This window comes from Streptomyces gossypii, from assembly GCF_025165795.1.
Classification (GTDB): domain Bacteria; phylum Actinomycetota; class Actinomycetes; order Streptomycetales; family Streptomycetaceae; genus Streptomyces; species Streptomyces gossypii.
Map to the genome: position 1 here is coordinate 1 of NZ_JAJAGO010000017.1, position 25,058 is coordinate 25,058.

Consider the following 25,058-nt stretch of genomic DNA (forward strand, 5'->3'; position numbering starts at 1 on the left):
CACCGACATCCTCCCCATCACCTGCGGACTCACCGCTATCGCCCACCACCAGACCGGTGACTACCGGCAATACATCACCATCACCCTCGACGGCCTGAAACCCCAACAACCCACAACAAACTAAACACCTGGCACAAACCGGGAGGTGCGAGGCCCCAGCCTCAGCCCCAGCCCGCCGTGACAGCGCCGGTCCGCCGGTCTGCCCGAAGGGGAAGACTGTGCTGCCCCGCCCTGCGTGAACCGGACCTGGTGCCCACACCACCGTCCCGGAAGACTTGCTGCGGAGGAGGACCACCGGCGGGAGGGCACAGCGCCCGATGGGGAGCCAGGATGCAGGCACACGAGCACCAGCACGGCCAGGAGTACGAGCACGAGTTCGACGAGCGGGCCAGATCGCAGGAGTCGGCGGACGCCACCGCCCCCGCAGCGCTCCCCCATCTCTTCCATGCCGCGTCGACGGGCCGCACCGACGTAGTCGGCCCCACCGGTATGGGCACCTTGCAGCGCACCGTCGGCAACAGCGCCGTGCGTTCCATGCTTCAGCGGGAGCCGGAGGAGGAGCAGCCCCGGCAGCGGTCCTCGGTCCATGACGTGGTGTCGTCCGGCGGGGTTCCCCTGGACGCGGAGACGCGTACCGACATGGAGGGCAGGCTGGGCGCCGACTTCTCCGATGTGCACGTGCACACCGACTCGGCTGCGCACGATTCCGCCCGGGAAGTGGGCGCTCGGGCCTACACGGTGGGCAGCGACATCGTCTTTCAGCGCGACGCCTACGACCCCTCCTCGCACGACGGCCGCACCACGCTCGCGCATGAGCTCACCCATGTGGTGCAGCAGCGCAGCGGCCCTGTCGAGGGTACGGAGGCTCCGGGCGGGATCAGGGTGAGCGATCCGTCCGACCGCTTCGAGCAGGAGGCGTCCGCCCGCGCCGAGCAGGTGATGTCGCAGCCTTCCCCCGCCTCACCGGCTCAACCGGCCACCCCGACCGCCGTCTCCACCACCACCGCCGCCGTGCAGCGCCAGGCGGAGGAGGGCGAGGACGAGGAACCTGCCGACGTGCAGGGCGCGTTCGTGCAGCGAGCTGCCAAGGGCGGTGAAGAGGAAGAGGAGGAGCAGCCCCCGCCGGAGTAGCGGACGGAGTAGCGGGCGGGCTCGGCTCAGCCGTCTTCGGGCTCCTCCACCTGCATCGTCCCGCCGAGGAACACCGACTCGGCGCACTCCGAGGGGGTCGCCGCCTTGACCGGCTTCCCCACCTCCCGGCAGCTCACCGCGACGGTGATCTCGTCACCGGCGGCCACCTCGATCGGCGTGACGAAGTGGTAGTCGGAGTCGCGGAAGTTCTCCAGCGCAAGGCTGAGTATCTGCCCGCCCTCGCTGGAGATGACCAGCGTGCCCGCGTCGCCCTGGGGATTCTGGGTGACGATGTCGGTGAGCTGGAAGGTCGACCCGTCGGGAACCTCGATCGCGGAGGTCTGCTCGGGCCCGCCACCCACCGCGTCCTCGACCTTGACGCGGGCGCTCTTGGCCGCGGCCGGGCCTCCCGGTTCCCCTGCCTTGGGCCTGTCCTGCTCCTGTTGCTGCTGTTCGCGGTCGTTCTCGGTGCCGTCCGCGCCCGAGGGCCCGGAGGGTCCGGAGGTGCCTGCGTTGTCGCCGCCCGAGGATTCGCCCAGCCTGCCCTTCTTTCCGCCGTCCTCGTTCGCCTCCTTCGCGGCCTCCTCGACCGCTTCCGGTGTGACCGCCTCGCGCGCGGCAGAACGCACCGTGGGTCGTAGTACCGCGAACCACAGGCCGGTCAGTACGGCGGCGATCAGTACCAGCGCTACGAGTGCGCGGGGCAGCCAACTGGGCGAGATGGCCTGTTGCTCGTAGGAGCCGTCCAGCACCACCGGCTCGTGCGGGGCGCTGCCCTCCGGCGGTTTGGGCGTCACCACCGCCTGGAAGGGGTGGGTGACCGAGGCTCCTCGCCATACCCGTTGGGCGGGGCGCACCCGCAGTGCGACGAACTTCGCCTGCCCGGGCGGGATGGTCACCTCGGCTTCGGCGAAGACCAGCCGGGCCCGCTCCGTGCCGCTCTGCTCGGTCAGCTGCACGGTCACGGGTGTGTTGCCGCGGCTGTCCACCGCCACCTTGTGCCGTCCGCGCCAGGCGCCATGCGTGGTACGGGGGACCAGCTCCGCGGTCACCTCGGTGTACGGCAGCACGGTGACGTTGTTCTCGGGGACGACGGCGCTGTGCGGCTCGCTCGTCGGCACGACGCGCAGGCCCAGAGGTGTGCGGCCCGGCGCGATAGCGGAGCTGCGCGGGGGGCGGAGTTTGAGTGTCGCGGTATCCGAGGTGCCCGGGTAGAGCGAGAGGCTCGCTGGTTCCACGCTGGTCCAGTCGGCGCAGGGGCCGACGACTTCGAAGCGGCACTCTTCCACGGTGCTGCCCGAGTTGAGTACGCGTACGGAAAGGTTCGCCTCGCCTCCGGGCTCCAGCGTGACAGAGGACTCGTCGAGGCTCGCCGAAACACTCATGGGCGGCACCGTATGGTCCGGCCCTCCGGGCGGCAGGGGCCTCACAGCTCCACTTTCGGGCACCTTCGGTGCACGCTGAAGCAGTGTCAGGTGCCCTTGTGGGTGGTGAACTCACTGTGGAACCGTAGTAGCACGGAGGGTAATGATCTCAGGGAGCATCGACCGTCACTTGAGGGCGAGGATATGTCATGCACCAGACACACTCAGACCGCATCCTGGTGGATCTGAGAGCCCAGGATCCGATTTCCGAAGCCGGACTCGCGAGCCATCTGCGCCCCCGCCCCGAAGTGCGGCTGATCGACCGCACGGGTCCCGAGACCGCACACGTCGTGGTCGTCGTCGTGGACGTGGTCGATGACGTCGTCCTGCGCGTCCTGCGCCAGATCCAGCGCACGGGCGGCGCCCGCGGGGTCCTGATCACCACTCGCATAGACGAGCAGCAGCTGGTGAGCGCCGCCGAGTGCGGATTCGTCGGCGTGGTGCGGCGCGCCGAGGCCACCCCGGATCGGGTGGTGCAGGTCATAGACGCCGTGGCGAGAGGTGAAGGGCATGTTCCCGCCGACCTGTTAGGAAGCCTGCTGGAGCGGGTCGGGCGCTTGCAGGGGGAGGTGCTCGCGCCGCGCGGCCTCAATCTGACGGGCTTATCCACCCGCGAGATCGAGGTGCTGCAGCTCGTGGCCGAAGGTCACGACACCGCCGACATCGCACGGAAGCTCGCCTACTCCGAGCGGACCGTCAAGAACGTGATCCATGCGGTGATGACGCGGCTCAATCTGCGCAACCGCTCACACGCCGTGGCGTACGCGCTCCGCCGGGGACTGATCTGAAGCCCGCAGCGCCGAGCGGCCTGAGAGGCACACGAGGGGCCTGAGAGACCTGCCGGGCCTGAGGCGCCCGAGCGACCGCATGCTCGTCCGCGCCGGCCATGTCCCATCGGGCACCACCGGCTTCCCGATGGGTTGGCTCCCGCTCCGCTGCGGCAGCCGGACGGCTGGGCGACGGTAGGACCCTCGACACTGCGGCACCGATCTCGAATGGGGCGTTCTGTGCGGGGGGTTCTTCAGCACCTTCTCCAGCGGGCCGGCAGCTACGCGAAGGCCGTACGAGCCCCCGCGCTCACGCGCAGACGGGTCGCCGCGTTCCGTACCACGGCACTGACGGGTGCTCTGCTCCTGATGACCAGCGCGGTGCCCGGCGCCGCGGTCGACCGGAGTCTCGCCGTACCCGTGCCCGTGCCGACCGTCACGCCGGCCGAAGTCTCCGAAGCGCTCGACCCCGGCGGCTCGCTGACAGTGGACAAGACAGTCACCACCCCGTCGGTGCCGCCCAAGCCGGATGTGGTGCTGATGGTCGACGGCACCTTCAGCATGGACACCACGATCGTGCCGCTGAAGGAGAACCTCAAGACGATCACCGACGAGGTGCGGGAGGCACAGCCCGACTCCCGCTTCGGGGTCGTCTCGTACGGAGACCGCACCGACGGGGACCGGGCCTTCATCGTGCGGCAGGAACTGACGCACGATCTGGCCGCGGTGGACAGAGGCGTGCAGGCTCTGCGCTCCGATCTCGGCCTGAACAGCCCGGGTCCGGCCGAGGACTGGATCAACGCACTGTGGCAGACGGCCGACGGGGCCGGCGGCCGGACGGTCTTCCGGGAGGGCGCCAGCCCCATCATCGTTCTGGTCGGAGACGCCTCCAGCCACGACCCCAGCCTCGGTCACTCCCTCACCGACGCGATCAACGCGCTCCGGGGCGCGGGAGTCCGGGTGCTCGGCGTCGACATCGCGACCGTCCTGGGCGACGGGCTCAACGGCAACGGCGACAACGGCCCCGACCCCGGCGAGAACGACGAGCCGACACACGAGCCGAACCAGGCCACCAAGATCGTCGAAGCCACCGGCGGCAGCCTCCTCCAAGGCGTGGACCCGCCGGAAGTCGTCGAGAAGATCGTGGAGGGGCTCACGAACCTGCCCACCACCGTCACCCACCGGACCGGCGAATGCGACCCCTACCTCTCCGTCACCCTGGCGCCCCAGTCCCGGACGGTGACCAGCGGCAATCCCGCCCGGTTCACCGAGACGATCTCCGTGGCGAAGGACGCGCCGCAGGGGACCACACTGCAGTGCACCGTCCAGTTCCCCCTCAACGGCGACGTCCCCGAGGGAAATCCGGACGAACCGGTGCCGGATTACCACGAGCAGATCAGCATCGACGTCAATGACGTGGGCAAGCCGCAGGTCATCGTGGACGACCGCACCGTCGAAGCCACCGGCGAGGACGGCGCGGAGGTCGAGCTCACGGTGACCGCCACCGACGAGGTCGACGGCGAACTGCCCGTCACCTGCGATCCCGTCTCGGGGTCCCTCTTCCCCGTCGGCCGGACCACGGTCGTCTGCGCCGCGGCCGATTCGGCGGGCAACACGGGCAGTGACACGGCGGCCGTCACCGTGTCCCCGTATCCGGAGCCCGATCCCCCGGATCCGCCGGACGAACCGGAACCGCCTGACCCGCCCGATGAGCCGGATCAGCCGGAGCCCCCCGACGAGGCGAATCTCGCGGTCACGGCGAGTGCCGCCCCGGCCCGCAACTACACCGGCGAGAAGACCGAGGCCCGCTTCACCCTGTCCAACGCCGGCCCCGACGCGGCCCAGAATGTCGTGGTCACCACCCGGTGGCCGGGAGCGGAGAAGCGCAGCATCGCCGACCTCTCCTCGTGCACGCGCAGCAGGCCGTGCACGATTCCGGCGGGCGGCCGCCGGACGGTGACCCAGTCGGCCGTCTACCACGCGGCGCTGACGGGCGAAGTGAGTGTCTCCGTGGACAGCAGCCTGCCCGACCCTCAGCAGGCCAACAACACCGACACCGCCCGTATCCGCTTCCTGCAACCGAAGCTCACCGTGACACCCGAGGTCGGGAAGCCGGGCCAGGTGGTGCACGCGCGGGGCAAGGACTTCCCGCCACGCTCCACCGTCCGGCTCACCTGGAAGCCGGGCATCACCGCCGCACGCTCTCCCGTACGGGTCGGCGCCGACGGCACCTTCGAGGCGCAGGTGCTGGTGCTGCGTAAGGACCGGCTGGGCCCGCGCGAACTGCGGGCGAAGGTCGCGGGCCTGAAGCAGCTGAAAAAGAAGTTCCTGGTGGTCCAGCGCCACCTGTCACCGCCGGACTTCACCGGCCGCAGCTGACGGAACGGATGAGGCCGAGCGGGCGAGCGCGACGGAGCAGGGAGAACGCAAGTGATCCATGAAGTCGACGAGTCGCTGCGCGTGCTCTTCCGCGACGACGCGCTGGAGGGCTCCCAGATCGCCGTGGCCTTCGACGCGCCCAGCCGCGACTGGGCGGGGAAGGTCAACGCGCCCACGGTCAACGTCTATCTGTACGACATCCGGGAGGACATGCTCCGCAGAGAGCGCGGGCTGCACAACGAGTACGACGCACAGGGCATCGTCATCGCCCGGCATCGCCCTCCCCGCTACTTCAAGCTCTCGTATCTGATCACCGCCTGGACCAAGCGCCCCGAAGACGAACACCGTTTGCTGTCGTCTCTGTTGACCTGTCTCATGCGCCATGAAGCACTGCCGCCGCAGCAGTTGAGCGGCAGCCTCGCCGAGATCGGCGCGGGCGTCCTGCTGACGGTTGGTCTGCCGCCGCCGCAGGACCGGTCGTTCGCCGACGTGTGGAGCGCACTGGGCGGCGAGCTCAAGCCGTCGCTCGACCTGGTGGTCAGCGTGCCGGTGACCTCCTCGCCCACCTACGAGGCGGGGCCGCCGACCGGAGAGGACGCGCTGCGGTTGGGCTTCTCGGGGAAGGGCCCCTCCGGTACGGGTACCCGTACCGGCTCCGGCTCCGGCTCGGGTTCCGGGCAGTCCGACAGCCGCCAGAGGATGCCGGGCGGCGCCACTCTTCCGGTGTACGGCACGCGGCCCCACGCCGTGCGGCAGGCCCCGGCCGCCCCGGGCAGCGACACCACAGCCCGCCGCGGCGGGATCGCCTCCCGTGTCGCGGAAGAGCCCCCCAGCACGACGGCGGAAGAGGACGAATGACCGGCGGGACCAACCAAGCCGACGTCGGCCACGACCGGGCATACGAGGCGAGCCTGCGCCACCTCCTGGACCGCGCCGTCCTCATCGAACACCGCGTACGGCGGGCGGTCGAGGCCCGGCAGCGCACGGACCCCGACCCGGACGACGCGTTCCGCGGCCTGTATCTGAGCGACGAGACCGTACAGCGGCTGCTCGATGCGGGACGCTCCCTCGCCGCACCGGACGAGACCGACTCCGGGCGTCTCCACGAGGCCGAAGCCCGCGCGAGCGCGGCCGGACAACCGACCCGTCTCCACCGCCTCGCCGAGGAGTTCGGGCTCACCGCACTCGACGTCGAACTGCTGCTGATCGCCCTGATCCCCGATCTGGACGACCGTTTCGAATCCTTCTACGGCTACCTCAACGACGACGTCACCCGCCGTCGCCCCACCCTCGGGCTGGCACTCGGCCTGTGCGGCTCCTCCCCCGCCGACGCCGGCGCGCGAGCCCGGCTGGCGCCGCTCTCACCCCTGCGCGCCACGGGCCTGTTGCTGGTGGAGGAGCAAGAACGCCCCTTCCTGGGGCGGTCGTTGCGCGTCCCAGACCGGGTCGCCGCACATCTGCTGGGCGACGACACCCACGACCCCCGCCTGACCGACCTGCTCGCACCGTGGCATGACATACCGGGCGTCGGCGACCCGGCGCCGCTCGCCCGCTCCCTCGACGCCGGCGTCCACCTGGCGTACCTGCGGGAGGACCAGGGCGGCGCCGGCACCGCCCTCGCCGCCTCCGCGCTCGCCCAGGCAGGGCACGGTGTGCTGGGCCTGGACCTCGAACGCCTCGCCCGTGACCCGCAGCCGGGCGAGGCCCTGCGCATCCTGGCCCGCGAGGCCCGGCTGACCGGCTCCGGACTGGTGTGCGGGCCGGTCGACGCGCTCGTGCGGGAGAAGCAGCAGCTCATCCGCCTGATCGCGGACATCCCGCTCCCCGTGATCCTGGTCGGCCGCGCCCCCTGGGACGCCTCATGGTCGGCGCGTCCACCCCTTCTGCTGCACGCGCCACGCGTCGAACCGGACGCGCGCGGCACACTCTGGACAGCCGCCTGCACCACCCTTGTACCGCCCGGACTGGACATCACCGGAGTACTGTCCCCCTTCCTCCTGACCCCCGACCAGATCGTGCGCGCCGCGCGCGGTGCCGCCCAGTCCGCGCACCTGGACGACGACACGCTGAGCGCCGCACACGTACGGGCCGGTGCCCGCGCTCAGAACGCCGCCGGGCTCGACCGGCTGGCCCGCCGCATCGAACCGGCAGTCGGCTGGCCGGACTTGGTGCTCCCGCCCGACTCCCTGGCCCAACTCCGCGAACTCACCGCCCGCGCCCGCCACCGTGACCGGGTACTCGGCGAATGGGGAATGCGTCCGGGCGGCGGCCGGGGCCGGGGCGTGGCCGCCCTCTTCGCGGGCGACTCCGGGACGGGTAAGACGATGTCGGCGGAGGTCATCGCGGCCGATCTCGGCCTGGACGTCTACACCGTCGACCTGTCCACCGTCATCGACAAGTACATCGGCGAGACGGAGAAGAACCTGGAGCGCATCTTCTCCGAGGCCGCCGGGATCAACGGGGTCCTCCTCTTCGACGAAGCCGACGCGATCTTCGGCAAACGCTCGGAGGTCAAGGACGCCCACGACCGCTACGCCAACGTGGAGAGCGCCTACCTGCTCCAGCGCATGGAGTCCTTCGACGGCCTGGCCATCCTCGCCACCAATCTCCGCGCCAATCTCGACGACGCCTTCACCCGCCGCCTCGACCTCGTCATCGACTTCCCGCTGCCGGACGCGGAGCAGCGGCGCGTCCTGTGGGAACGCTGCCTCGGCCCGGTCCTGCCGCGCTCCACCGGGCTGGACCTGGACTTCTGCGCGCATTCCTTCGAACTGGCGGGCGGCAACATCCGCTCGGTCGCGGTGACGGCCGCCTACCTGGCCGCCGATTCCGGCGGCTCGGTCTCCATGGCTGATCTCATCCACGCGGTCCAGCGCGAATACCAGAAACTGGGCCGCCTCACCCTGGCCTCGGAGTTCGGCCCGTACGTGGATCTGCTGTCCACCTGAGCAGCACCCTTCTCCGTGGGCCGGCTCGATCCAGGTCGGGCCCCTCCGGTGCAGCGTCGGCCTACCCGATGTCCACCACGCGTGCCCAATCGGGCGGCCCGTCCGGAACGTACTCGGGATTGTCCTCGTCCCACGACCGCGCCGCATGCTGCCGGGGGAAGAGGCCCACCACCGTCCGGCACGGTGGCTGCGTGACCGGCCAGGACGTCTGCCCGTCGGTGAGGACCACGAGGACATCCGGCCGGGGCCGCGCGCGGAGCGCCTTGGCGAAGCCGGTGCGCAGATCCGTACCCCCACCGCCCACCAGCGGTATTCCCTCGGCACGGCACAGCGGGTGCGCGATCCGGGCCGCCGCGTCGCACGGCAGTACGGTCACCAGGTCGCGACGGCCGCCCACGGCACGGGAGATCGCGGCAACCTCGAGGAGGGCGCTGCCCAGTTCGGTGTCGCTGACCGAGCCGGAGGTGTCGATGACCACGGAGACCCGAGGCGGCCTGCGCCGCAGACTCGGCAGAACGGCGCCGGGCACACCGGCCGAGCGCCGCGACGGCCGGCCGTACGTGTAATCCTCGCCCGCGCCGGAGCCGGAAGCCGCCGAGCGGACCGCTGCTCGCAGCAACGCCCGCCACGGCTGCGGCGGATGGAACGCCTCCTCCGCCCACCGCTTCCACCCCTTCGGGGTGCTCCCCGGACGGGCCGTGATGCCCTGCGCCACGCGGAACCGGACCGCGTCCCGTTCCTGCTCGCTGAGTCCGTGCGCGCCGTCCGGCCCCAGGTCCCACTCCCGTTCCAGCCCGTCGGCGCCACTGCCGCAGTCCAGCCAGGCCGCGCTCTGCGTGAGCGGCCCGAGCCGGAACTGGCGCAGGTAGTCCTCCATCAGCTCCCCCTGCGGCAGCCCCAGGGACACCGGCTCGACAGCGCCTTCGGGCCGGACCAGTCCGTCGCCGAACGCGTCGTCGTTGATCTCGCAGTCTGCGGCGATGTTCATCCGCAGCCGTTCCCCCGGGCCGGTCAGCCCGCGCTCCCGCGCGACCAGGTCACCGCGGCCGTGGTGGTCGCGCAGCAGGTGCGACACCTCGTGCACCCATACGCCCGCCAGGTCCTCCACCGGCGTCCGGTCCACGAACCCCGGCGAGACGTAGCAGCGCCAGTGCCGGTCGACCGCCATCGTCGGTACCCGCCTCGACTCGACGGTGTGCAAGGCGAACAGGGCAGTCGCCAAGAAGGGCCGGGCACGAGCGGCGTGCAGCCGGGCCGCGAAGAGCTTGTCGAGGTCCAGTGCCCCCGGTGCGTCGGGCATCATCGTCCGGCCTTCACGGGGACCGCGCTCCGGGCCGCCGCGTCGTCTGCTCGCCGGGACAGCGAAACCGCCCTGGCGAGTCCCTCGATCGAGGCCGGAACGTCCCAGTCCTCACGGCGCAGCGCGGCGAGGGTGGAGGCGGGCACGACCACCAGGTCCGGGGCTCCCGTCTCCACCGCCTGGACCAGCAGCGCCCACGCCGCGTCCCAGCGCGACTTCTCCGGACGATTGCGGACCGCCTCCACCACACCGTCGAGCACGGCCTGGCGCAGATCCCCCCGCCCAGGAAGGACGGCACCCTCCGGATCGGCGAGAAGCATTTCGGGGTCCGGGAGGTCCATGCGGTCCAGGCTGGCCAGCAGCTCCAGCCCCGGACCGTCTCCCACGGTGCCCCTGACCAGCAGCGACAGTACGTCCCGGGAGGAGCCGGCCGCGGTCGCGAAGGCGATCAGGCACAGTGTCATCTCCCAGCTGCGGGGTGACGGCCAGGGGCCACCCCGGCGTGTCTCGTTGCCGGGCAGCTGGTGCACGAGCTTGGGGCGGGCGGAGAGGAGCCCGCATACGGCGCGGCGGGCGTAGTCCACGGCCTCTGGCAGCCTCGCAGGAGCGAGACGGGGCAGTGTGGCCCGGGGCCAGGTCCCGCCGAGGCCGCGTACGACGACCTCGTGGTCATGGGTCCACTGAAGGTGCACGAACCGGTTGGCCAGCGGCGGGCTCAGTTCCCAGCCGTCGGCAGCCGAGGACCGCGGATTGGCGGCAGCCACGATCCGTACTCCCGGAGGCAGTTGCAGGGCACCGATCCGCCGCTCGAGCACGAGGCGCAGGAGAGCCGCTTGAACGGCCGGCGGCGCGGTGGACAGCTCATCCAGGAACAGCAGCCCTCGTCCGGCCTTCACCAGACGCACCGCCCAGTCGGGCGGGGCCATCGGGACGCCCTTTTCCGCGGGATCGTCACCGACGATGGGCAGGCCCGAGAAGTCGGACGGCTCGTGGACGCTTGCGATGACCGTGGTCAGCGGAAGGTCCAGCGAGGCGGCGAGCTGTGTCAGGGCCGCGGTCTTGCCGATCCCCGGCTCACCCCACAGGAGCACGGGCAGGTCGGCGGCCACGGCCAGGGTCAGGGCCTCCAGTTGTGTGTCGGGGCGCGGTTCGGTGGTCGTGTCGCGCAGCAGGGTCAGCAGCTCGCCGGCGACGCTGATCTGGGAGGCGTCGGCTGGGTCGGTGTCGGTAGCGGCGAACGGGGTGCATGTGGGCATATGTGATCACCTATGGGTTCGTAGCGAACAGAGTGAGGCGCCGAGGTGGGCAGGGTGGCGCAACAGGGCGGGTGGGGCGGGGTCAGCGAGAAGAAACCGCGTGGCGGGGGTGCGAGCCGCGGCCACGGGTACCGCGACGATCCGGGCGGACGCGGTCAGGGCGGGTACGGTCCGGTCCGGCTCCGACCAGACCCGCCCTGTACAGCCCGTAGGTGAGCCGCCGCAGCGCGGCCGTCTCCAACTCGTCCCGCAGAGCGCCGGTACGCAGCACCGCTTCGGGGCCCAGCAGGCCCTCGACGACGGCCAGCGCACCGGCCGTATCACCATGGTCCAGGCGCTCGCGGACGCCGGTGAGGCAGTCCGGACGGCGGTGCGCCTCATCGATCGCCCGCAGGCAGGGAAGCGGAGCACCGGTCAGTGCGACCAGCAGTTCCTCCCGCCGGATCTCGGCCCGCTCGTGGTCCAGCGGGACCAGTACGCCGTTGACCAGGCCGATCCGGTGCTGAGCTCCCCTGCACTCCACGAGCCGCGGTTGTCCTGCCCGGTCCTCGATGCGGGGCGGACCGGGCGGCGAATGATCCGGCACCAGCGCCGAGGCGACGAGCGGGTGCAGCCGGTCGGCCTCGACCGAACCGGTGCGGATCAGCTCCAGGTCGGGCAGCACCCAGGTCGCAGCGTCGGGCAGAACGGGCAGCTCGGAGGCGGTCCTCTCGGTGGGCGCCGCCGCGACCCGCACTGTGGGCGGCGCTGTCCCCTCCCCGTCCCCGTCCCCGTCCACGTCCGCGACGAGGTCCAGGGCCAGCCGGTGCCGGGCCCCGCACCGCACGGTGAAGGTACCGGTGGACCGCTCTTCGGCGCGGAGCAGAATCCCCGCCTCGGCCGCCCATCGGTCAACGGCACAGCGGTGCCCCTCCGGCACCCTCTCCCGCACGTCGGGGTGCGTCACAGGTCGGCCGTCGGGGAGCGGTTGGTCGGCCCCGGACCTGATCCGCAGCTCGTCGGTCCTCCGTGCGTCCCACAGATGGCGGTGCAGATCGAGGCGGAACCGCCGGTTGGGATGGGGATGCGGATGGCGGCAGGCGCTGGCGTCGGGCGGCGATCCGTCCCAGAGCGCGAGACTGATCCGCTGACCGGCGTCCGCCCAGGCCGGTGGAGTCCGGACGACCAGATGCAACGGGCCCGGCCCGTCACGCTCGGCGGAGCCGTACCGGGCCAGGGCGATGGTCAGTCCTGGGCGCAGCAGTCCGTTGGGAGCGATCCTCGGCATATGCCAGCGCAACAGGTCAGGCGCCAGATGACGGAGATCGGCCCGGATGCGGGCTGCGAGTTCCCGGCCACGCGTACGCGCCAGGGAACGAAGGTTGAGATCGACGTCGATGCCTGCGGCGGCGCACGCCCCAGCCCAGTCCCCGGCACGACGGCGGGCGGTCGCAGTCTCGATCATGGACGGTGGCACGGCGAACTCGCGCACGCGCAACCAGAAGGAAAGGCGGGAATCCCTGTTCGCGATCTGAGTGAGCATCAGCACTCACCTTGCGCGGACGGGGCCCCCATTCTGATACCAGAGGAAGTCATCATCGCTGGGAAGCATAGCCCTCCTGATCTCGCTCCGCCAGGGGGCCCTGACAGGAGCACGGTCCGCTGCTTCCGGACGGGCTGGTGAGGACGCCACTCACCAATCCCGGGCGGCGATCAGCTCTTCCCCGTCCGCCTCCGTGAACCCGTACGCCGAGGCCACGAACCAGAAGTCCTCACCTATAGCCTCCCGCGCGATGGTCTCGATCTCGCTCCCGGCCTCGTCGAACTCCTCCTCCAGCGCGTTGAACTCCTCCGTCGCCACCCTCGTCAGGGCGTAGAGCGCCACCAGGTCCGAGGGCTGCTCGGCCTCGATCCGCTCGCAGAGCCGCAGCAGGATCTGCTTCCCCTTACCGACGACATGCGCGGGGTAGTACTCGTCCTCCGACATCTCTCGCAGAAACTCGTGCGCTGCCACCTGCTGGTTCGTGATCGACACGCTGATACCCATCCCTTCGACAAGCTGACGACCCGATCCTGCACCACGCCACTGACAAACGCCGCGCGGTCAGCCGCGCTCCGGATATGCGGTTGAGGACCCAGTTCCGGGCGTGCTACCACTGGCGGACCGACGCCTGCTGATCACGGCGCCCAGATCCGAAAGGCTGACCGACATGGTGCTCGGAGAACTGGTCAAGCTGCGATCGCTGGAACCGTCGGAGGCCGAGGCGCTGTGGCGGTGGAACCACGACCCGGACGTCATGCGCTGGATGCACGACGGCTACGGACAGTCGCTCGCTCAGGTCAAGAAGACCCTGGAGGAGCACCCCCGCAACACGTACAGCGATGTGCTCTACGGCATCGAGGTACTCGCCGATGGCCAGCTCATCGGCCTGGTCCGGCTGCGCGACACCGAGCCGGAACTCGGCATCGCCGAACTCGACGTCTACCTCGGCGAGAAGGAGTACTGGGGCCGTGGCTACGCCACGGACGCCATGCGCACCATCTGCCGCTACGGCTTCCAGAAGATGCGCCTCCACAAGATCACGCTGACCGTCGCCACGGAGAACCACGCCGCGCACCACATCTACCGCAAGGTCGGCTTCATCGAGGAGGGCCGCCTCCGCGAAACCCTCCGCCGCGACGGCAAGTGGCACGACATGTTCACCATGGGCCTCTTGGAGGGCGAACTTCGCGGGTAACCGGCAGTGCCCGCCTGTGCTGAGTGGCGTGGTTTACTCGGCGTCGAGCTGGTGGTCGGCCCAGACGTAGCTTTCGGGCAGCAAGTCGGTGATGAGGAGGGTCCGGACGCGGTCGCCCCCTCCGACGATGACCTTCAGCGCGGGAAAGTAGTCGAGCAGGACCTGACGGCACCGGCCGCACGGGGAGACGACTCCCCGGTCGCGGTCGCCCACGGCGACGATCGTGTCCAGCTCGTAGACGCCCTGCCCGGCTGCCGCGCCGATGAGCACCAGCTCGGCGCAGGGGCCTCCGGTGAAGTGGTAGGCGTTCACCGCCGTGACGATCCGCCCGTCCTGCGCGCGGGCCGCGGCTGCCATGGTGTGGTTGTCGCCCCGGCAGCGCGTACGCGCGACGTGGGCCGCGGCCTCGATGAGTTCGTGGTCGACGGGGTGGGTCTGCGTGGTCATCTGCATCTGCCTTCCTCAGGTCTCAGCCGAGGTTGACCCAAGTGACGCAGGTGTACAACCGAGTATCGGCGGCCTACGGGTTCCGCCAGAGGCGGCGAACCGGCAGCAATCTTGCTCGGTCGACGCTTTGGACACGATTCCAGCCTGGAGCCGTTCATTCCGTCGACCGAACAAGATCACGCCCGGATGCTCACGGGTGATCGCCAGCCGCGACAGCCGCGAGGAAGCCGCTCCATGCGTCGGCCGGTATGGAGAGTATCGGACCGTACGGTTCCTTCGAGTCACGCACGTCCAACCCGACTGCGGTGCGCCGGACTTCCAGGCATTCGCCGTTCTGTCCGCTGTGCGTGCTCTTGGACCACTCGGTATCGGTGCTAGGCATGTGCGAGTTCTCTTCTAGGAGTTGGGCAGCTTCATCGCGGTGTCCATGATCAGCGCCTCCGACTCCAGCGCACTCAGTGCCGTCGCACGCAGGTGATCGAAGGTTGCGCCGTAGTACGTGGTGTCTTCCGGGCCCTCAGATGCAGAAGCTGCTCGCGCAGTACCGCAGGGCCGCCGACTTGTTGCCGCAACGCCGCTTCTCCCAGCACCATCCAGACGGAGAGCGCCTCGCCACCGTCGCGAGTGACTGCCTTCTGCCGCTCAAGGCGCACGCGCACCTTGGTCTGCTCGTCGTCGGACAAGGGGCCGGTTGCTCCACCCTGGATCACGGCCGTGGCGTACGCCTCAGTCTGAAAGAGCCCGGGGATCAAACCTGGCTGGAAGCCGCGACACTCAGATACCTCATTCTCCAGTCCGACCAGATCCAGGAGTCTTGTGGGAGTTGGTCCTCCAGGACTCGACACCACTGCTGCTTGCGTGACTCGCGAGCGAGTACGAGCCAACCCTCACGCTCCGAGGCGTCCTTGATCTCGTAAAGGTCCAGCAACGCCTTGAGGTCCAGCGCCCGGATGCCACTTCTCCCCGTTTCGATCCGACTGACCTTGCCCGGATGGCAGCTGAGCTGCAGTGCCGCGTCCTCCAGCAACAGGTCCCGCTCTTCTCGCAGTCGACGAAGATTCGTACCCAGCACGCGTCGACGCACAGTCGGATGCTGCTCTACTCCCACGCTGAACCCCTCGCTCTCGGTGAGCTGCATCGCACTCAGCGCTCCAATAGTACCGGTGGGACACAGTGCGTGACTTGCACCGTGATTGCCATGCGAGGCAGCTACTGAGTGCGACGCCGGAAGCACCTTGTGCAACTCGACGTCGGGGGCCGTCATGGCCACGCCCGCATCCCACTGCGCTCGGAAGGGGGCGAGTTGTGTCTGGACAGGTGTCAACCAGAGCAGGAAAGCCAGCGGCGAGTTGGCGGTTCCCACGCCATCCGCGAAGCGTTGGACGTGCACGAGCGAGGCTGCGCGAGCAGTTCGCGGAGTATCAACTGACAGACGAAGTGGCAGAGACGGCCGAACTGCTGCTGTCAGAGCTCGTCACGAACGCGGTGCGGCACGCAAACGTTCCGCCGGGTCGTGAGATCGGCGTGCGCTGCGAGCTGTCAGACAGTCAGCTCCGCGTCGAGGTCGCCGACGCGTCCGACACGCTGCCGCAGTTGCGCGAAGCGGAGGACGATGACGAACGAGGACGCGGGCTCCTGCTCATGGAAACCTCGCGGACAAGTGGGGCGTCAGCCGACGCGACGGGGTCGGCAAGACCGTGTGGTTCTTCCTGTCCATGTGACCGCGGGCCGACTGGCACGCACTGTGTGCCATGCCGTGGGCGGGCCAGTCGAAGCCCGAGTCGGCCGCAGGTCGGCGTGGATGACCACGTTCACCAGTCCGGCTCCTTCCAGTTCGTGCGGAGGCCCTGCTCGCGGCATCGTGCGAGCACTCCGTCGATCAGCGGTACGTCGTCAGGGAATTCGAGCAACCCCAGGTCGAGGGCGACCATGCCCTCGAAGATGCTGGTATCCACCGAAAGGACGCCTTCAGCGAGCACCAGCGGCGCCAAGTCAACCCTTGGTCCATACGCCGTGCCCGCGATGACCAGCACCCGCTCGCGGATCCGCTCCCAGTCCTCGTCCTCGTCCTCGAAGGTGGCATCGTAGGCGTGACTGCCATGCGGGCCGGGGGCGTGTGTGCCAGCGTCCTCCGGGTCGGCGTCACTGTCGATTTCGATCTGGACGGCCCACGTCAGCGCCAGCCTGTCCTCCCACGTATCGCTCTCGGGAGAGTCGGAAAGGAACGTCGTCCGATAGCGTTCGCTCGACCAAGCGATGTTCCTCGCCTCTGGTTGGCCAAGTTCGGCGAGGAACTGGGTCATACACTCCGCCGTTCCTTCATTGATCTGGGTCAGGCCCGCTGTGGTCACCTGGAATCGGCAGCGTAGGAGGCCGTTGTGAAAGTTCCAACGAGGAAACCAGAGTTTGAAGTTGAGTGGCCCGGTGTCAGGGACGCTGTCCACATGGCCGGTCACGGCGGATCTCCCGGTCCCCGGAAATTGGGTCCCACGTCGAGCTCGAAGCCGGGACCACCCTTACTTCCATTGCAACTGGTGCACATCGTCACGTGGTTGGAGATGTTGTTGTACCACGTCTCTCGTGGCGGATGCGGAGTATTATGTCCTTCTGTATTCCAGTGACTGGAGACTTCCTGATTATGGTCAATAGCGGCTAGACCCGTGGAAGTCGACTTGTCGGCAAGGTGTGGGGATCGGGTGCCGTTGCCGGGACATATATACCAGTTCGATCCCGTATGCGTGCCGTTTGGGTCCCACGTGGCTCTCTCTGCGATCAGGCGGTTAGTGTGCTCCTTGAGCTGCCTGCGCTTCTCGTTCTGGGCGGCCGAGTTCCAGCCAGGATAGAAGGTCGCGCGGATTGCAGTGCCGTTGCGGTAATCATCCAACAGCTGTCCGTTGGCAGTGTACTTGCTCTTGGTAAAGTCGCGGAGGTCCTTCATCCCGAAGGCATGGCCGAGAAGATTCAGAGCTCGGGTTATCTCGATCAGCTGTCTTTCGATCCTGTCCTTCTTGGTTTGCGTCAACTGACCGGCCCCCGTCCTCTTCATCGCCTTCACCTGGGTATCCATTCCATTGAGGTACTCCAGTAGATCCGACCGCTTCTGCCCGGCCTCCTCATGCTCCAGCGCCGAGGTGATGAGGGACCCGATCCACTCCCGCCGCTGCGAGGCCATCTCGATATGGACCCTGCGCTGCTTGACCTCCACGTACACCGTGTGACCCTCGCCGGCCATGTCCGTGCTCTGACTGAGCGACAGGTCACCGACGACCGTGGCCTTCTCATCCTTGTCTTTGTTGTCCTTGTCTTTGTTGTCCTTGTCGTCGCCCTTCTTCTTGTCTTTGTCCTTCCCCTTGAGCTTGCGCCAGAGCTTCTTGCCCTTTTGGGCGATCTTGGTGATGATTTTGTCGATGGCGCGGCCGACGGGTTTGGAGACCTTCTGGATGACGGACTTGACCTTGCTGGCGAGGCCGCCGACGCCCAGGAGGGCCGCGAGGAAGCCGATGAGGAGGGGGATGCTGGCGGCGAGGGCCGTTTCGACCATAGGTGGGACGCCGGCTGTGCCGCCGTTGGCGATGGCGACCACCGCGTCGAGGACCGCGTTGACGAACGCGATGATCTGGGCGCCCTGTTGGACGATGAAGGTGACGATTTCGATGATGCCCTTGACCGCACGGACGAACGCGGAGGCGGGGTTGAGGAGAGAGACGATCCAGGTGATGCCCGCGATGATGACCGTGGGGATCAGATAGGACTTCAGCTCGTCGAGGATCGACTTCTTGACGTCGCCCGTCTCGGCGGAGATCTGCTCGGTGAGGCCGGACGGGCCTTCCTTCGCCAGGGCTTGGGCCGCGGGGACCGACTCCTCGACCTTCGACATGGCCTTTTCCGGGACGCCCTTGCGGATGATCTTTTCGCGGACGTTGTCCCAGGTGAGGCCGAGCATGGAGCCGATGAGCTGGATGACGCCCTTGAGGTCGAACTTGTCCGGTATCTCGATGCCCGACTTGACCGCCGTGCCGAGGAGCCAGGAGACGAGGCCCTTCTTCAGGTGTTCCTCGATGTTCTTGGTGAAGAGATCGAGGCCGCCGCCGACCGCCGTGACCAGGTTCTTCAGGAAGCCGATCGGGTCCTTGATGATCTTCGTGATGGCCCCGGCGGCTTTCGCCAGGATGCCCATCAGAAGGTCCTTGAGCTCCATGATCGTCTGGATCGCGCCGACGATCGCGTCCTTGGCCTTGGCGATCCAGCCCTTGTTCGCCTCCTGGAGCTTCTTGATCTCCTCATCGATCTTGTTGAGTGCCTGCGTGTACTTCGTGGCCAGGGTCTGGACAAGTTCCTGGGACTTGGCGTTGACGTCCGCTTCCAGGTCGTCGAACTTCCCAGCGAAGTCCTTCACCGCCTCCTGGCCGTACTTCTTCAAGTCGTCCGGGAGCTTTTCGACCTCTGCCTTCAGTTCTGTACGGCCCTTGGCGATACGGGTCTTGGCCTTGCCCAGTTCCCGGCCGATGGTGTCCGCGATGGACGAGATGACCTGCTGCATCTTGTTGACATAGAGCTTGCGGGAGATCTGGTAGAGCTCGTTGGCCTCCTCCGGCAGTCCCTTGAACTTGTCCTTGACCCAGCGCATCTTTCCCGTGAAGCCCGAGTAGCGCTTGTCCTTGTACTTGTCGATGCGCTTCTTCTGGTCGGCGGTGAAGGCATCATGGGCCGCCTTCTCGCCCTTGGTGAACTGGTCGTCGACCTTCTTGTCCAGGCCGTCCAGGGTGGATTCGACGTCCTTTTTCGTGGCGTCGAAGACCTTCTGGAGCTTGGCGGTGACCTTCTCTCGCTGCTTCTCGTCCTTGGTCTTCGCCTCGCCCTTCCCGCTGTCCACCTTCTTTCCCGCCGCATCGCGGGTGGTGGTCAGCGCCTCCATCGCCTGGGTGCCGGAGGCCGCCGCGTGGGACTTCGCGTCGGCGAGCTGGGCCGATTCGGCGGTCTTGCCCTGTGCCGGGGCCTTCTTGGAGTGGTCCTCGGCCTTCTTCTTCTCCGACAGCGCCTCGTCGAACTGCGGCTCGTTGCCCTTGGCCAACTGCTCCTCGGTGATCTCGGCGTCCGCCATCGCCTGGTCGTTCTGCTTCGGTCCCTCAGTGAAGTCCGTGACCTCGGGGGGCTGTTTGTCCGGGATCGCGTCATCGGCACTGGGCGCGCCCGGGTTCGCCGGCGGCTGGTCCGGCGTCATGGGGGTTACTTGTTTCTCCTTGGCCGCCGAGGTGTCCGGAGCGGCTTTGGTCTCGGTGTCGATGTCCTCGGCCGAGGTCTTCTTGCCGTCCGAGACCTTGCCGTCCACCGATTCCTTGACCTGCTCGGCCTTCCCCGACTCGGAGAACTTCTCCGCCTCTTCGAGGTTCTTCGGTGCCTGGTCGGCGATTGCCTTGTTCACCGCGTCGATGAAGCTCTGTTTGTCGAACTCCCCCGGTTTGGCGGCGTTCATCTTCTCCGCGTTGGCGACCTTGCCCTGCGCCTCCTTGTCGTCGGACGGGGCCAGCGCGGCGTCCTGGGCGGCCTTTGACTCCCCGGTCGCGGGCGGGTGGTGCGCCAGTTTGCTGCGCTTGGCCGAGACATCGGAGCGGACCGCTCGGAAGCCCGGTGCTTCGGCGGGTGAGGGTTTGACGGGCTCGGTGTAGCGCTGCGCGACGAGACGGACGACTGCCGCGTTCCCGGCCGCGCCCTGGAGGCGCTGCAGGCTGCGGAGGTCCGGGGGCCGCTTGCCTGACACCGGTGCCGGGGCGGAGGTGCGGGCCGCCGCGGGTCCGTCCGCGGAGGGGGTGCGCTGCGCGGGCGGTGCGCCGCGTTCCCCGGCGGGTGACTTCTCCGCGGCGGACTTCACCGCCGCGCTCCGGTGTCCCGACCGCGTCGCGTGCCGGGCCGAACCGCGTCGTGCCGCAACGCGCGTTGGGACACTGTGCCGTGGGTCGCCGACATGCCGTTCAGGGTGGGGGCGGCGCCCGCCCCGGAACAGCAGACGGACACGGAAGGCGGACAGCGCCGCGTGCACCTTCGGGCAGCCGGGTCTGTACGGCGGTGCGGCCGAAAGGCTTTCCGCTGGTCCGGGCGGCGGGCAAAGAATCACACTCGTTTCCCCCCGGCCAAGGAGAGTGGTATGCCGTCGTACCTGTCCCCGGGTGTCTATGTCGAAGAGGTGGAATCCGGGTCACGGCCGATCGAGGGGGTGGGTACCTCCGTCGCCGCCTTTGTGGGTTTCGCTCAGAAGGGGCCCTGCAACGAACCGACGCTCATCACCAACTGGACTCAGTTCGTTTCGCAGTTCGGTGAGTTCGTCGAAGGCACTTACCTGGCCAACTCCGTCTACGGCTTCTTCGCCAACGGTGGCGGCATCTGCTACGTGGTACGGATCGGAGCCCATCCCGCGGAGCGGGGTGCGGCGGGGAAGCGGGAGGTCACCGAGGGAGCCCAGGCCCCGCTCGGCGCGTACCTCGTGCGGACGCTGCCCGGCGTCACCGGGCAGATCACCGTCGAGGTGGCGGACCCGGAGGGCGAGGATCCGCCTCAGGGTGTCTTCGCCCTGGTGGTCAAGCGGAACGGCGAGGTCGTGGAGACCTTCCCGGCCGTCACCACCAAGCGCAGCAAGGAGAACGTGGCTACCCAGGTCAAGTCCCGCTCCCGGTTCATCGCCCTGGAGGAGCCCGGCAAAGGTGCCGCGCCCGCCCGTCCCGTCGCGCAGACCGTCACCTTGAGCGTGGGGGGTCCGGCCGGAGAGAGCGTGCCGTCGGCGCCGGAGTCGGTGACGGCGGAGTCGTATGTGGGCGACGCTGATCTGCGTACCGGGTTCGGCGGTCTGGAGGCGGTCGAGGACGTCACGATGGTGGCGGCGCCCGACCTGATGAGCGCCTACGAACGGGGCATCCTGGACCTGGAGTCGGTGGTCTCGGTGCAGCAGGGGCTGATCACCCACTGCGAGGCGATGGGCGACCGGATCGCCATTCTCGATCCGCCGCCGGGCCTGAGCCCGCAGCAGGCGAGGTCGTGGCGGATGGAGGGCACCGGCTTCGACTCGAAGTACGCCACCATGTACTACCCCTGGCTGAAGGTGTTCGATCCTGGCGCGGGCCGGAACGCGTTCGTGCCCCCCAGCGGTCATATCGCCGGGGTGTGGGCCCGCAACGACGATTCGCGCGGCGTGCACAAGGCACCCGCGAACGAGGTGGTGCGCGGCGCCGTCGCGCTCCAGACGCAGATCACCAAGGGTGAGCACGATCTGCTCAATCCGGTCGGGCTCAACTGCGTGCGCGCCTTCCCCGGTCGCGGTATCCGGGTGTGGGGTGCGCGTACGCTCGCCGCCGACCACGCCTGGCGCTATCTGAACGTGCGGCGGCTCTTCAACTATCTGGAGGAGTCGATTCTGGCGGGCACCCAGTGGGTGGTGTTCGAGCCCAATGACGACGCGCTGTGGGCCCGGGTGCGGCGCACCGTATCGGCGTTCCTTGTCAACGAGTGGCGGAAGGGCGCGCTGTTCGGGCTCACTCCGGACGAGGCGTTCTATGTGAAGTGTGACCGCGAGACGAATCCGCCGGAGGCCATCGAGGCGGGCCAGGTCATCTGCGAGGTCGGAGTGGCGCCCGTCAAACCGGCGGAGTTCGTGGTGTTCCGGCTCGCGCAGCTCTCCAGCGGGACCGGCGCGGTCGACGAGTGACCGCGATCCGTGCAGGACGGACTGACTTCTAGGAGGCCGGCGTGCCGCTCCCCGATCTCGACAGCTCGGTAGGGCATTCCTTCGGGCTGGAATTCGACAGTGTCCTCATCCGGCAGATCACCGAAGTCAGCGGTCTGAAAATGGAGCAGGACGTCATCGAGCTGAAGCAGAACACGACCGACGGCAAGTACGCGATCAAGAAACTCCCCGGGCGGCCCAAGGCCGGTGAGGTGACGGTGACCCGGGGGCTGACGGAGGACAGCAGTTTCGAACGGTGGATCAAGGATTCACGGTTCGGGAAGATGAACGACGCCCGCCGCAACGGCTCGATCATCGTCTACGACTACGAGGGCATTCCGATCAAGCGCTACAAGCTGATCAACGCCTGGCCCAAGTCCCTGGAGATCAGCGCCCTCAAGGCGGGTGACACCTCCGTGCTCACCGAGAAGCTGGCGATCACCTTCGAGAGCCTGGACGTCGAGTGATGCGCCGTGGCATCACGGCGACCGCGCGCGCACAGGAGGCGGAGGGAGCGGTCGGCGGTGACGGCGCGCGGGAGAGCGGTGCTGCTGCGGACCGGCTGCGGACGGAGTTCCCGTTCGAGCTGCCGCGCGGCTATGTGGACGGCGCGGGGACCGTGCACCGTACGGGGGTGATGCGGCTGGCCACAGCGCGGGACGAGTTGGTCCCGTTGCGGGACGACCGGGTGCGGGAGAACTCCGCGTATCTGTCGGTGGTGCTCATCTCGCGGGTACTCACCCGGCTCGGCACGGTCGAGGAGGTCCATCCGGGCATAGTGGAGGACCTGTTCGCCTCGGATCTGGCGTTCCTGCAGGACTTCTACCGCCGTATCAACGCCGAGGGCCACACCCGCGCCGCCGTCACCTGCCCTGCCTGCCAGGAGAGCTTCGCGGTGGACCTGGCCGGTGGTGGTCGCCTGGGGGAATCGTGACGTACGCGGCGGAGCGCATCCACGAAGAAGTCGCGTACGTCGCCTACCACTTCCACTGGTCGCTGGATCAGATCCTCGACCTCGAGCACGCGGACCGCCGACGGTACGTGAAGCAGATCGCCCGGCTCAACAGCCGGTGAGGCACCAGGCGCTGAAGGAGGGGAACGGGAACCGATGGGACTGCGCTCCTGGCTTCGGGGAGGCGGGGACCGGCATGCCTCCGCCGGACCGGCCGAGACCCCGGCGCGATCGGAGGCGAGCGAACCCGCTCCGGGGCCCGCATGGCGGGAACTTCCGCCGTTGCAGCGGACGGTGGGCGGAGCCGGGCTGGTTTCCGATCCGGACGGGTTCCGCGGCTCCTTGGGCACCTGGCACGACGTCTCCTTCCATGCGCCGCTCGGCCATCTGGTCAGCCCGGACGCGCCGTCGGGGCTGGGTCATGGACTCACCCGGGCCGAGGGTCCGGCCGTCAGCCGCGAGACGGTGGCCGAAGCACCCGCCGGAATTGGCGGCGGCGGTGCGGCGCGGACGGAGTTTGCGGTCGTACCGCTCCAGCGGGAGGCGGCGGACGGGCCGACGCTGCTCGCGGCAGCCCGGCCGCCAGGCAGTCCGGTACGGCCGCTGACGCCGTCGCAGATTCTCGCTTCGGAACCGGCAGCGACAGCAGCAGAGGTTGCACCGAAGGCAGCGGAGGCATCGGCGGCACTGACGGCGCCAGAAGTGGAAGCGGAAGCGGAAGCAGAACCGGAGGCAGCTCGCCGGGAAGACGCAGGGCCGACGACCGCCGAGGGGCCGCTCTCCCCGCCGGTCCAGCGGTCCCTGGCCGAGCCGCTGCTCCCGCCCTCGCCGCCGCCGCGCGGATTCGGACTGGGCGTGCCGCTGGAATCGCTGCCGCCCACCGCTCAGCGCTCGGGTGCCGCCAGTACGGGTCAGCGCCCCGAGTTTGCCGTCTCTCCTCCGGCGCAGGCGCCCGCACCGCAGCCGGAGCCGCAGCCGCCGACGTCACCGGTGGCGCCCTCCGCAGCATCGGGAGCGGAGTCTCCGCCGGAATCCGGTGGCAATCCGCCGCATCCGGCCTCCGAGATGCCGCACCCCGTCCAGCCGCTGCTGGGCGGCGACTCCCCGACGGTGGCCCGCACGGGCGCCTACGAGGAGGCCGCCACGCCTGTGCCGCTCTCCCACCCGGTGGCAGGCGGGCCGCACGTCCTCCACGCACCGGTTCCCCTGCAGCGTGCCGCCCCGGACGGCGCACCGGTTCGGGGTTCCGAGGCGCCACCGGATGCGGATCCGGCCCCGTATCCGGTGGCGCCGTTGCTCGCCCAGCGGTCCTTGCCGCTCTTCTCCGGTACGCCGCTGAACCGGTCGCCCGAGCCGCCCGGCGCTGACAGTGGCCCGGCCTCGCTCCCGTCTGCGGTACGGGAGGAGTCGGTGGTTCCGCTGCGATGGACCGAGGACTCCTCCTCTGCCGCCCCGCCGCATCCCACCTCGCGTCCTTCCCCTACGGCCCCGGCGGCGCCTCCCGTCCAGCGGTCCGTCACCAGCCGCGCCGTCCCCCGGCCGACGGCGGCCCGCCCCGTGGTCGCGGGGACCGGCAGTGCGGGCTCCAGGGGGCCGGTCTCCGTGGACGCCGGTGCGGTGGCGGTGGCGGCGGGAGTGGCGCAGCGTGCGGCGGACGGGTCCGTCGTCTTCCGGCGCCCCACCGTGCAGCGCGACGACGACGGCACAGGTGAGGTCCCCGACTCCGAGCCGCCCTACGATCCGCCACCGGAACCCGGAGAAGAACCGGGCCTGGAGGGAGAACCGGATGCGAATGCGGAGGTGCATCCGGAATCAGAATCTGACGCCGGCACTCCGTCCGGCACGGCCACCGGTGCGGGCGACAGCGAGGGCGGGGGCGCTCCGGCCGTCACCGACGAGCTGGTACGGGCGCTGTTCGCCCCGCTCAGCAGGCTGCTGCGGGCAGAACTGCGGCTGGAGCGCGAACGGTCCGGTTTCCTGATCGACACCAGGCACTGACCGGTGGCGGCTGCTGCTGAGCCAGGGA

Annotated in this window: 22 protein-coding genes and 1 pseudogene; 12 read left to right on the forward strand and 11 right to left on the reverse strand. The window is 69.1% G+C overall.

Features of this window, described 5'->3' with window-relative positions; all coding sequences use genetic code 11:
- Positions 1 to 330: 330 nt before the first annotated feature.
- The gene (locus LHJ74_RS29090; RefSeq protein ID WP_260221212.1) at positions 331 to 1,131 is read left to right on the forward strand and encodes an eCIS core domain-containing protein; all 801 of its coding nucleotides are present in this window, start codon (positions 331 to 333) and stop codon (positions 1,129 to 1,131) included.
- A gap of 26 nt (positions 1,132 to 1,157) precedes the next feature.
- Here LHJ74_RS29090 and LHJ74_RS29095 read toward each other — a convergent pair whose 3' ends face one another.
- Positions 1,158 to 2,516, reverse strand: coding sequence for a COG1470 family protein (locus LHJ74_RS29095; protein WP_260221213.1), 1,359 nt, complete (start codon positions 2,514 to 2,516; stop codon positions 1,158 to 1,160).
- Positions 2,517 to 2,704: 188 nt separating this feature from the next.
- Here LHJ74_RS29095 and LHJ74_RS29100 point away from each other — a divergent pair, with 188 nt between their 5' ends.
- From LHJ74_RS29100 to LHJ74_RS29115, 4 genes are all read left to right on the forward strand, one after another.
- A complete protein-coding gene (locus LHJ74_RS29100) occupies positions 2,705 to 3,343 on the forward strand; it encodes a helix-turn-helix transcriptional regulator (protein ID WP_260221214.1) in 639 nt (212 codons plus the stop codon).
- Positions 3,344 to 3,562: 219 nt separating this feature from the next.
- Positions 3,563 to 5,701, forward strand: coding sequence for a VWA domain-containing protein (locus LHJ74_RS29105; RefSeq protein WP_260221215.1), 2,139 nt, complete (start codon positions 3,563 to 3,565; stop codon positions 5,699 to 5,701).
- Positions 5,702 to 5,752: 51 nt separating this feature from the next.
- Complete coding sequence (locus LHJ74_RS29110; protein WP_260221216.1) at positions 5,753 to 6,559, forward strand: Pvc16 family protein; 807 nt, start codon at positions 5,753 to 5,755, stop codon at positions 6,557 to 6,559.
- The gene (locus tag LHJ74_RS29115) at positions 6,556 to 8,649 is read left to right on the forward strand and encodes an ATP-binding protein (protein ID WP_260221217.1); all 2,094 of its coding nucleotides are present in this window, start codon (positions 6,556 to 6,558) and stop codon (positions 8,647 to 8,649) included. The genes LHJ74_RS29110 and LHJ74_RS29115 overlap by 4 nt, the downstream gene beginning before the upstream one ends.
- A 61-nt stretch (positions 8,650 to 8,710) precedes the next feature.
- Here LHJ74_RS29115 and LHJ74_RS29120 read toward each other — a convergent pair whose 3' ends face one another.
- The 4 genes from LHJ74_RS29120 to LHJ74_RS29135 all read right to left on the reverse strand — a co-directional run bounded on the left by LHJ74_RS29120 (position 8,711) and on the right by LHJ74_RS29135 (position 13,219).
- Positions 8,711 to 9,952, reverse strand: a complete 1,242-nt coding sequence (locus tag LHJ74_RS29120) for a vWA domain-containing protein (protein ID WP_260221218.1) — start codon at positions 9,950 to 9,952, stop codon at positions 8,711 to 8,713.
- Entirely contained in the window at positions 9,949 to 11,205 is a 1,257-nt protein-coding gene (locus LHJ74_RS29125; RefSeq protein WP_260221219.1) for an AAA family ATPase, read from the reverse strand. Before LHJ74_RS29125 ends, LHJ74_RS29120 begins: the two co-directional genes overlap by 4 nt.
- A gap of 82 nt (positions 11,206 to 11,287) precedes the next feature.
- The gene (locus tag LHJ74_RS29130) at positions 11,288 to 12,727 is read right to left on the reverse strand and encodes a hypothetical protein (protein WP_260221220.1); all 1,440 of its coding nucleotides are present in this window, start codon (positions 12,725 to 12,727) and stop codon (positions 11,288 to 11,290) included.
- Positions 12,728 to 12,877: 150 nt separating this feature from the next.
- On the reverse strand, positions 12,878 to 13,219 hold the full coding sequence (locus LHJ74_RS29135) for a DUF5713 family protein (RefSeq protein ID WP_260221221.1): 342 nt from the start codon (positions 13,217 to 13,219) through the stop codon (positions 12,878 to 12,880).
- Positions 13,220 to 13,394: 175 nt separating this feature from the next.
- Here LHJ74_RS29135 and LHJ74_RS29140 point away from each other — a divergent pair, with 175 nt between their 5' ends.
- A complete protein-coding gene (locus tag LHJ74_RS29140) occupies positions 13,395 to 13,922 on the forward strand; it encodes a GNAT family N-acetyltransferase (protein ID WP_260221222.1) in 528 nt (175 codons plus the stop codon).
- Between the two features lie 33 nt (positions 13,923 to 13,955).
- On the opposite strand, the gene LHJ74_RS29145 is transcribed toward LHJ74_RS29140, so the two are convergent.
- From LHJ74_RS29145 to LHJ74_RS29160, 4 genes are all read right to left on the reverse strand, one after another.
- Positions 13,956 to 14,369, reverse strand: a complete 414-nt coding sequence (locus LHJ74_RS29145) for a cytidine/deoxycytidylate deaminase family protein (RefSeq protein ID WP_260221223.1) — start codon at positions 14,367 to 14,369, stop codon at positions 13,956 to 13,958.
- A gap of 190 nt (positions 14,370 to 14,559) precedes the next feature.
- Positions 14,560 to 14,751: a DUF397 domain-containing protein gene (locus tag LHJ74_RS29150; RefSeq protein ID WP_260221224.1), complete on the reverse strand. Its 192-nt coding sequence runs from the start codon at positions 14,749 to 14,751 to the stop codon at positions 14,560 to 14,562.
- A 73-nt stretch (positions 14,752 to 14,824) separates the two neighbouring features.
- Positions 14,825 to 15,217 (reverse strand): DUF5753 domain-containing protein, encoded by a 393-nt coding sequence (locus tag LHJ74_RS29155; protein ID WP_311203364.1) that lies wholly within the window; start codon positions 15,215 to 15,217, stop codon positions 14,825 to 14,827.
- On the reverse strand, positions 15,118 to 15,453 hold the full coding sequence (locus LHJ74_RS29160; protein WP_260221226.1) for a helix-turn-helix domain-containing protein: 336 nt from the start codon (positions 15,451 to 15,453) through the stop codon (positions 15,118 to 15,120). Before LHJ74_RS29160 ends, LHJ74_RS29155 begins: the two co-directional genes overlap by 100 nt.
- 233 nt (positions 15,454 to 15,686) lie before the next feature.
- Here LHJ74_RS29160 and LHJ74_RS34275 point away from each other — a divergent pair.
- Positions 15,687 to 15,959, forward strand: a pseudogene (locus LHJ74_RS34275) (ATP-binding protein); the annotation flags it as partial.
- Positions 15,960 to 16,180: 221 nt separating this feature from the next.
- Here LHJ74_RS34275 and LHJ74_RS29170 read toward each other — a convergent pair.
- Both LHJ74_RS29170 and LHJ74_RS29175 read right to left on the reverse strand, forming a co-directional pair.
- Positions 16,181 to 16,672 carry a hypothetical protein gene (locus LHJ74_RS29170; protein WP_260221227.1) on the reverse strand — a complete coding sequence of 164 codons (492 nt, stop codon included), beginning with the start codon at positions 16,670 to 16,672 and terminating at the stop codon, positions 16,181 to 16,183.
- A gap of 149 nt (positions 16,673 to 16,821) precedes the next feature.
- Positions 16,822 to 20,238: a hypothetical protein gene (locus LHJ74_RS29175; protein WP_260221228.1), complete on the reverse strand. Its 3,417-nt coding sequence runs from the start codon at positions 20,236 to 20,238 to the stop codon at positions 16,822 to 16,824.
- Positions 20,239 to 20,511: 273 nt separating this feature from the next.
- On the opposite strand from LHJ74_RS29175, the gene LHJ74_RS29180 reads away from it, so the two are divergent.
- The 5 genes from LHJ74_RS29180 to LHJ74_RS29200 are packed head-to-tail and all read left to right on the forward strand — an operon-like array spanning position 20,512 to position 25,030.
- The gene (locus LHJ74_RS29180; protein WP_260221229.1) at positions 20,512 to 22,062 is read left to right on the forward strand and encodes a phage tail sheath family protein; all 1,551 of its coding nucleotides are present in this window, start codon (positions 20,512 to 20,514) and stop codon (positions 22,060 to 22,062) included.
- A 41-nt stretch (positions 22,063 to 22,103) separates the two neighbouring features.
- Positions 22,104 to 22,547 (forward strand): contractile injection system inner tube protein, encoded by a 444-nt coding sequence (locus LHJ74_RS29185; protein ID WP_260221230.1) that lies wholly within the window; start codon positions 22,104 to 22,106, stop codon positions 22,545 to 22,547.
- Positions 22,547 to 23,014, forward strand: a complete 468-nt coding sequence (locus LHJ74_RS29190) for a hypothetical protein (RefSeq protein WP_260221231.1) — start codon at positions 22,547 to 22,549, stop codon at positions 23,012 to 23,014. Before LHJ74_RS29185 ends, LHJ74_RS29190 begins: the two co-directional genes overlap by 1 nt.
- Positions 23,011 to 23,154 carry a DUF6760 family protein gene (locus tag LHJ74_RS29195; protein WP_260221232.1) on the forward strand — a complete coding sequence of 48 codons (144 nt, stop codon included), beginning with the start codon at positions 23,011 to 23,013 and terminating at the stop codon, positions 23,152 to 23,154. Before LHJ74_RS29190 ends, LHJ74_RS29195 begins: the two co-directional genes overlap by 4 nt.
- Before the next feature lie 34 nt (positions 23,155 to 23,188).
- Positions 23,189 to 25,030, forward strand: coding sequence for a hypothetical protein (locus LHJ74_RS29200; protein ID WP_260221233.1), 1,842 nt, complete (start codon positions 23,189 to 23,191; stop codon positions 25,028 to 25,030).
- The last annotated feature ends 28 nt before the right edge of the window (positions 25,031 to 25,058 follow it).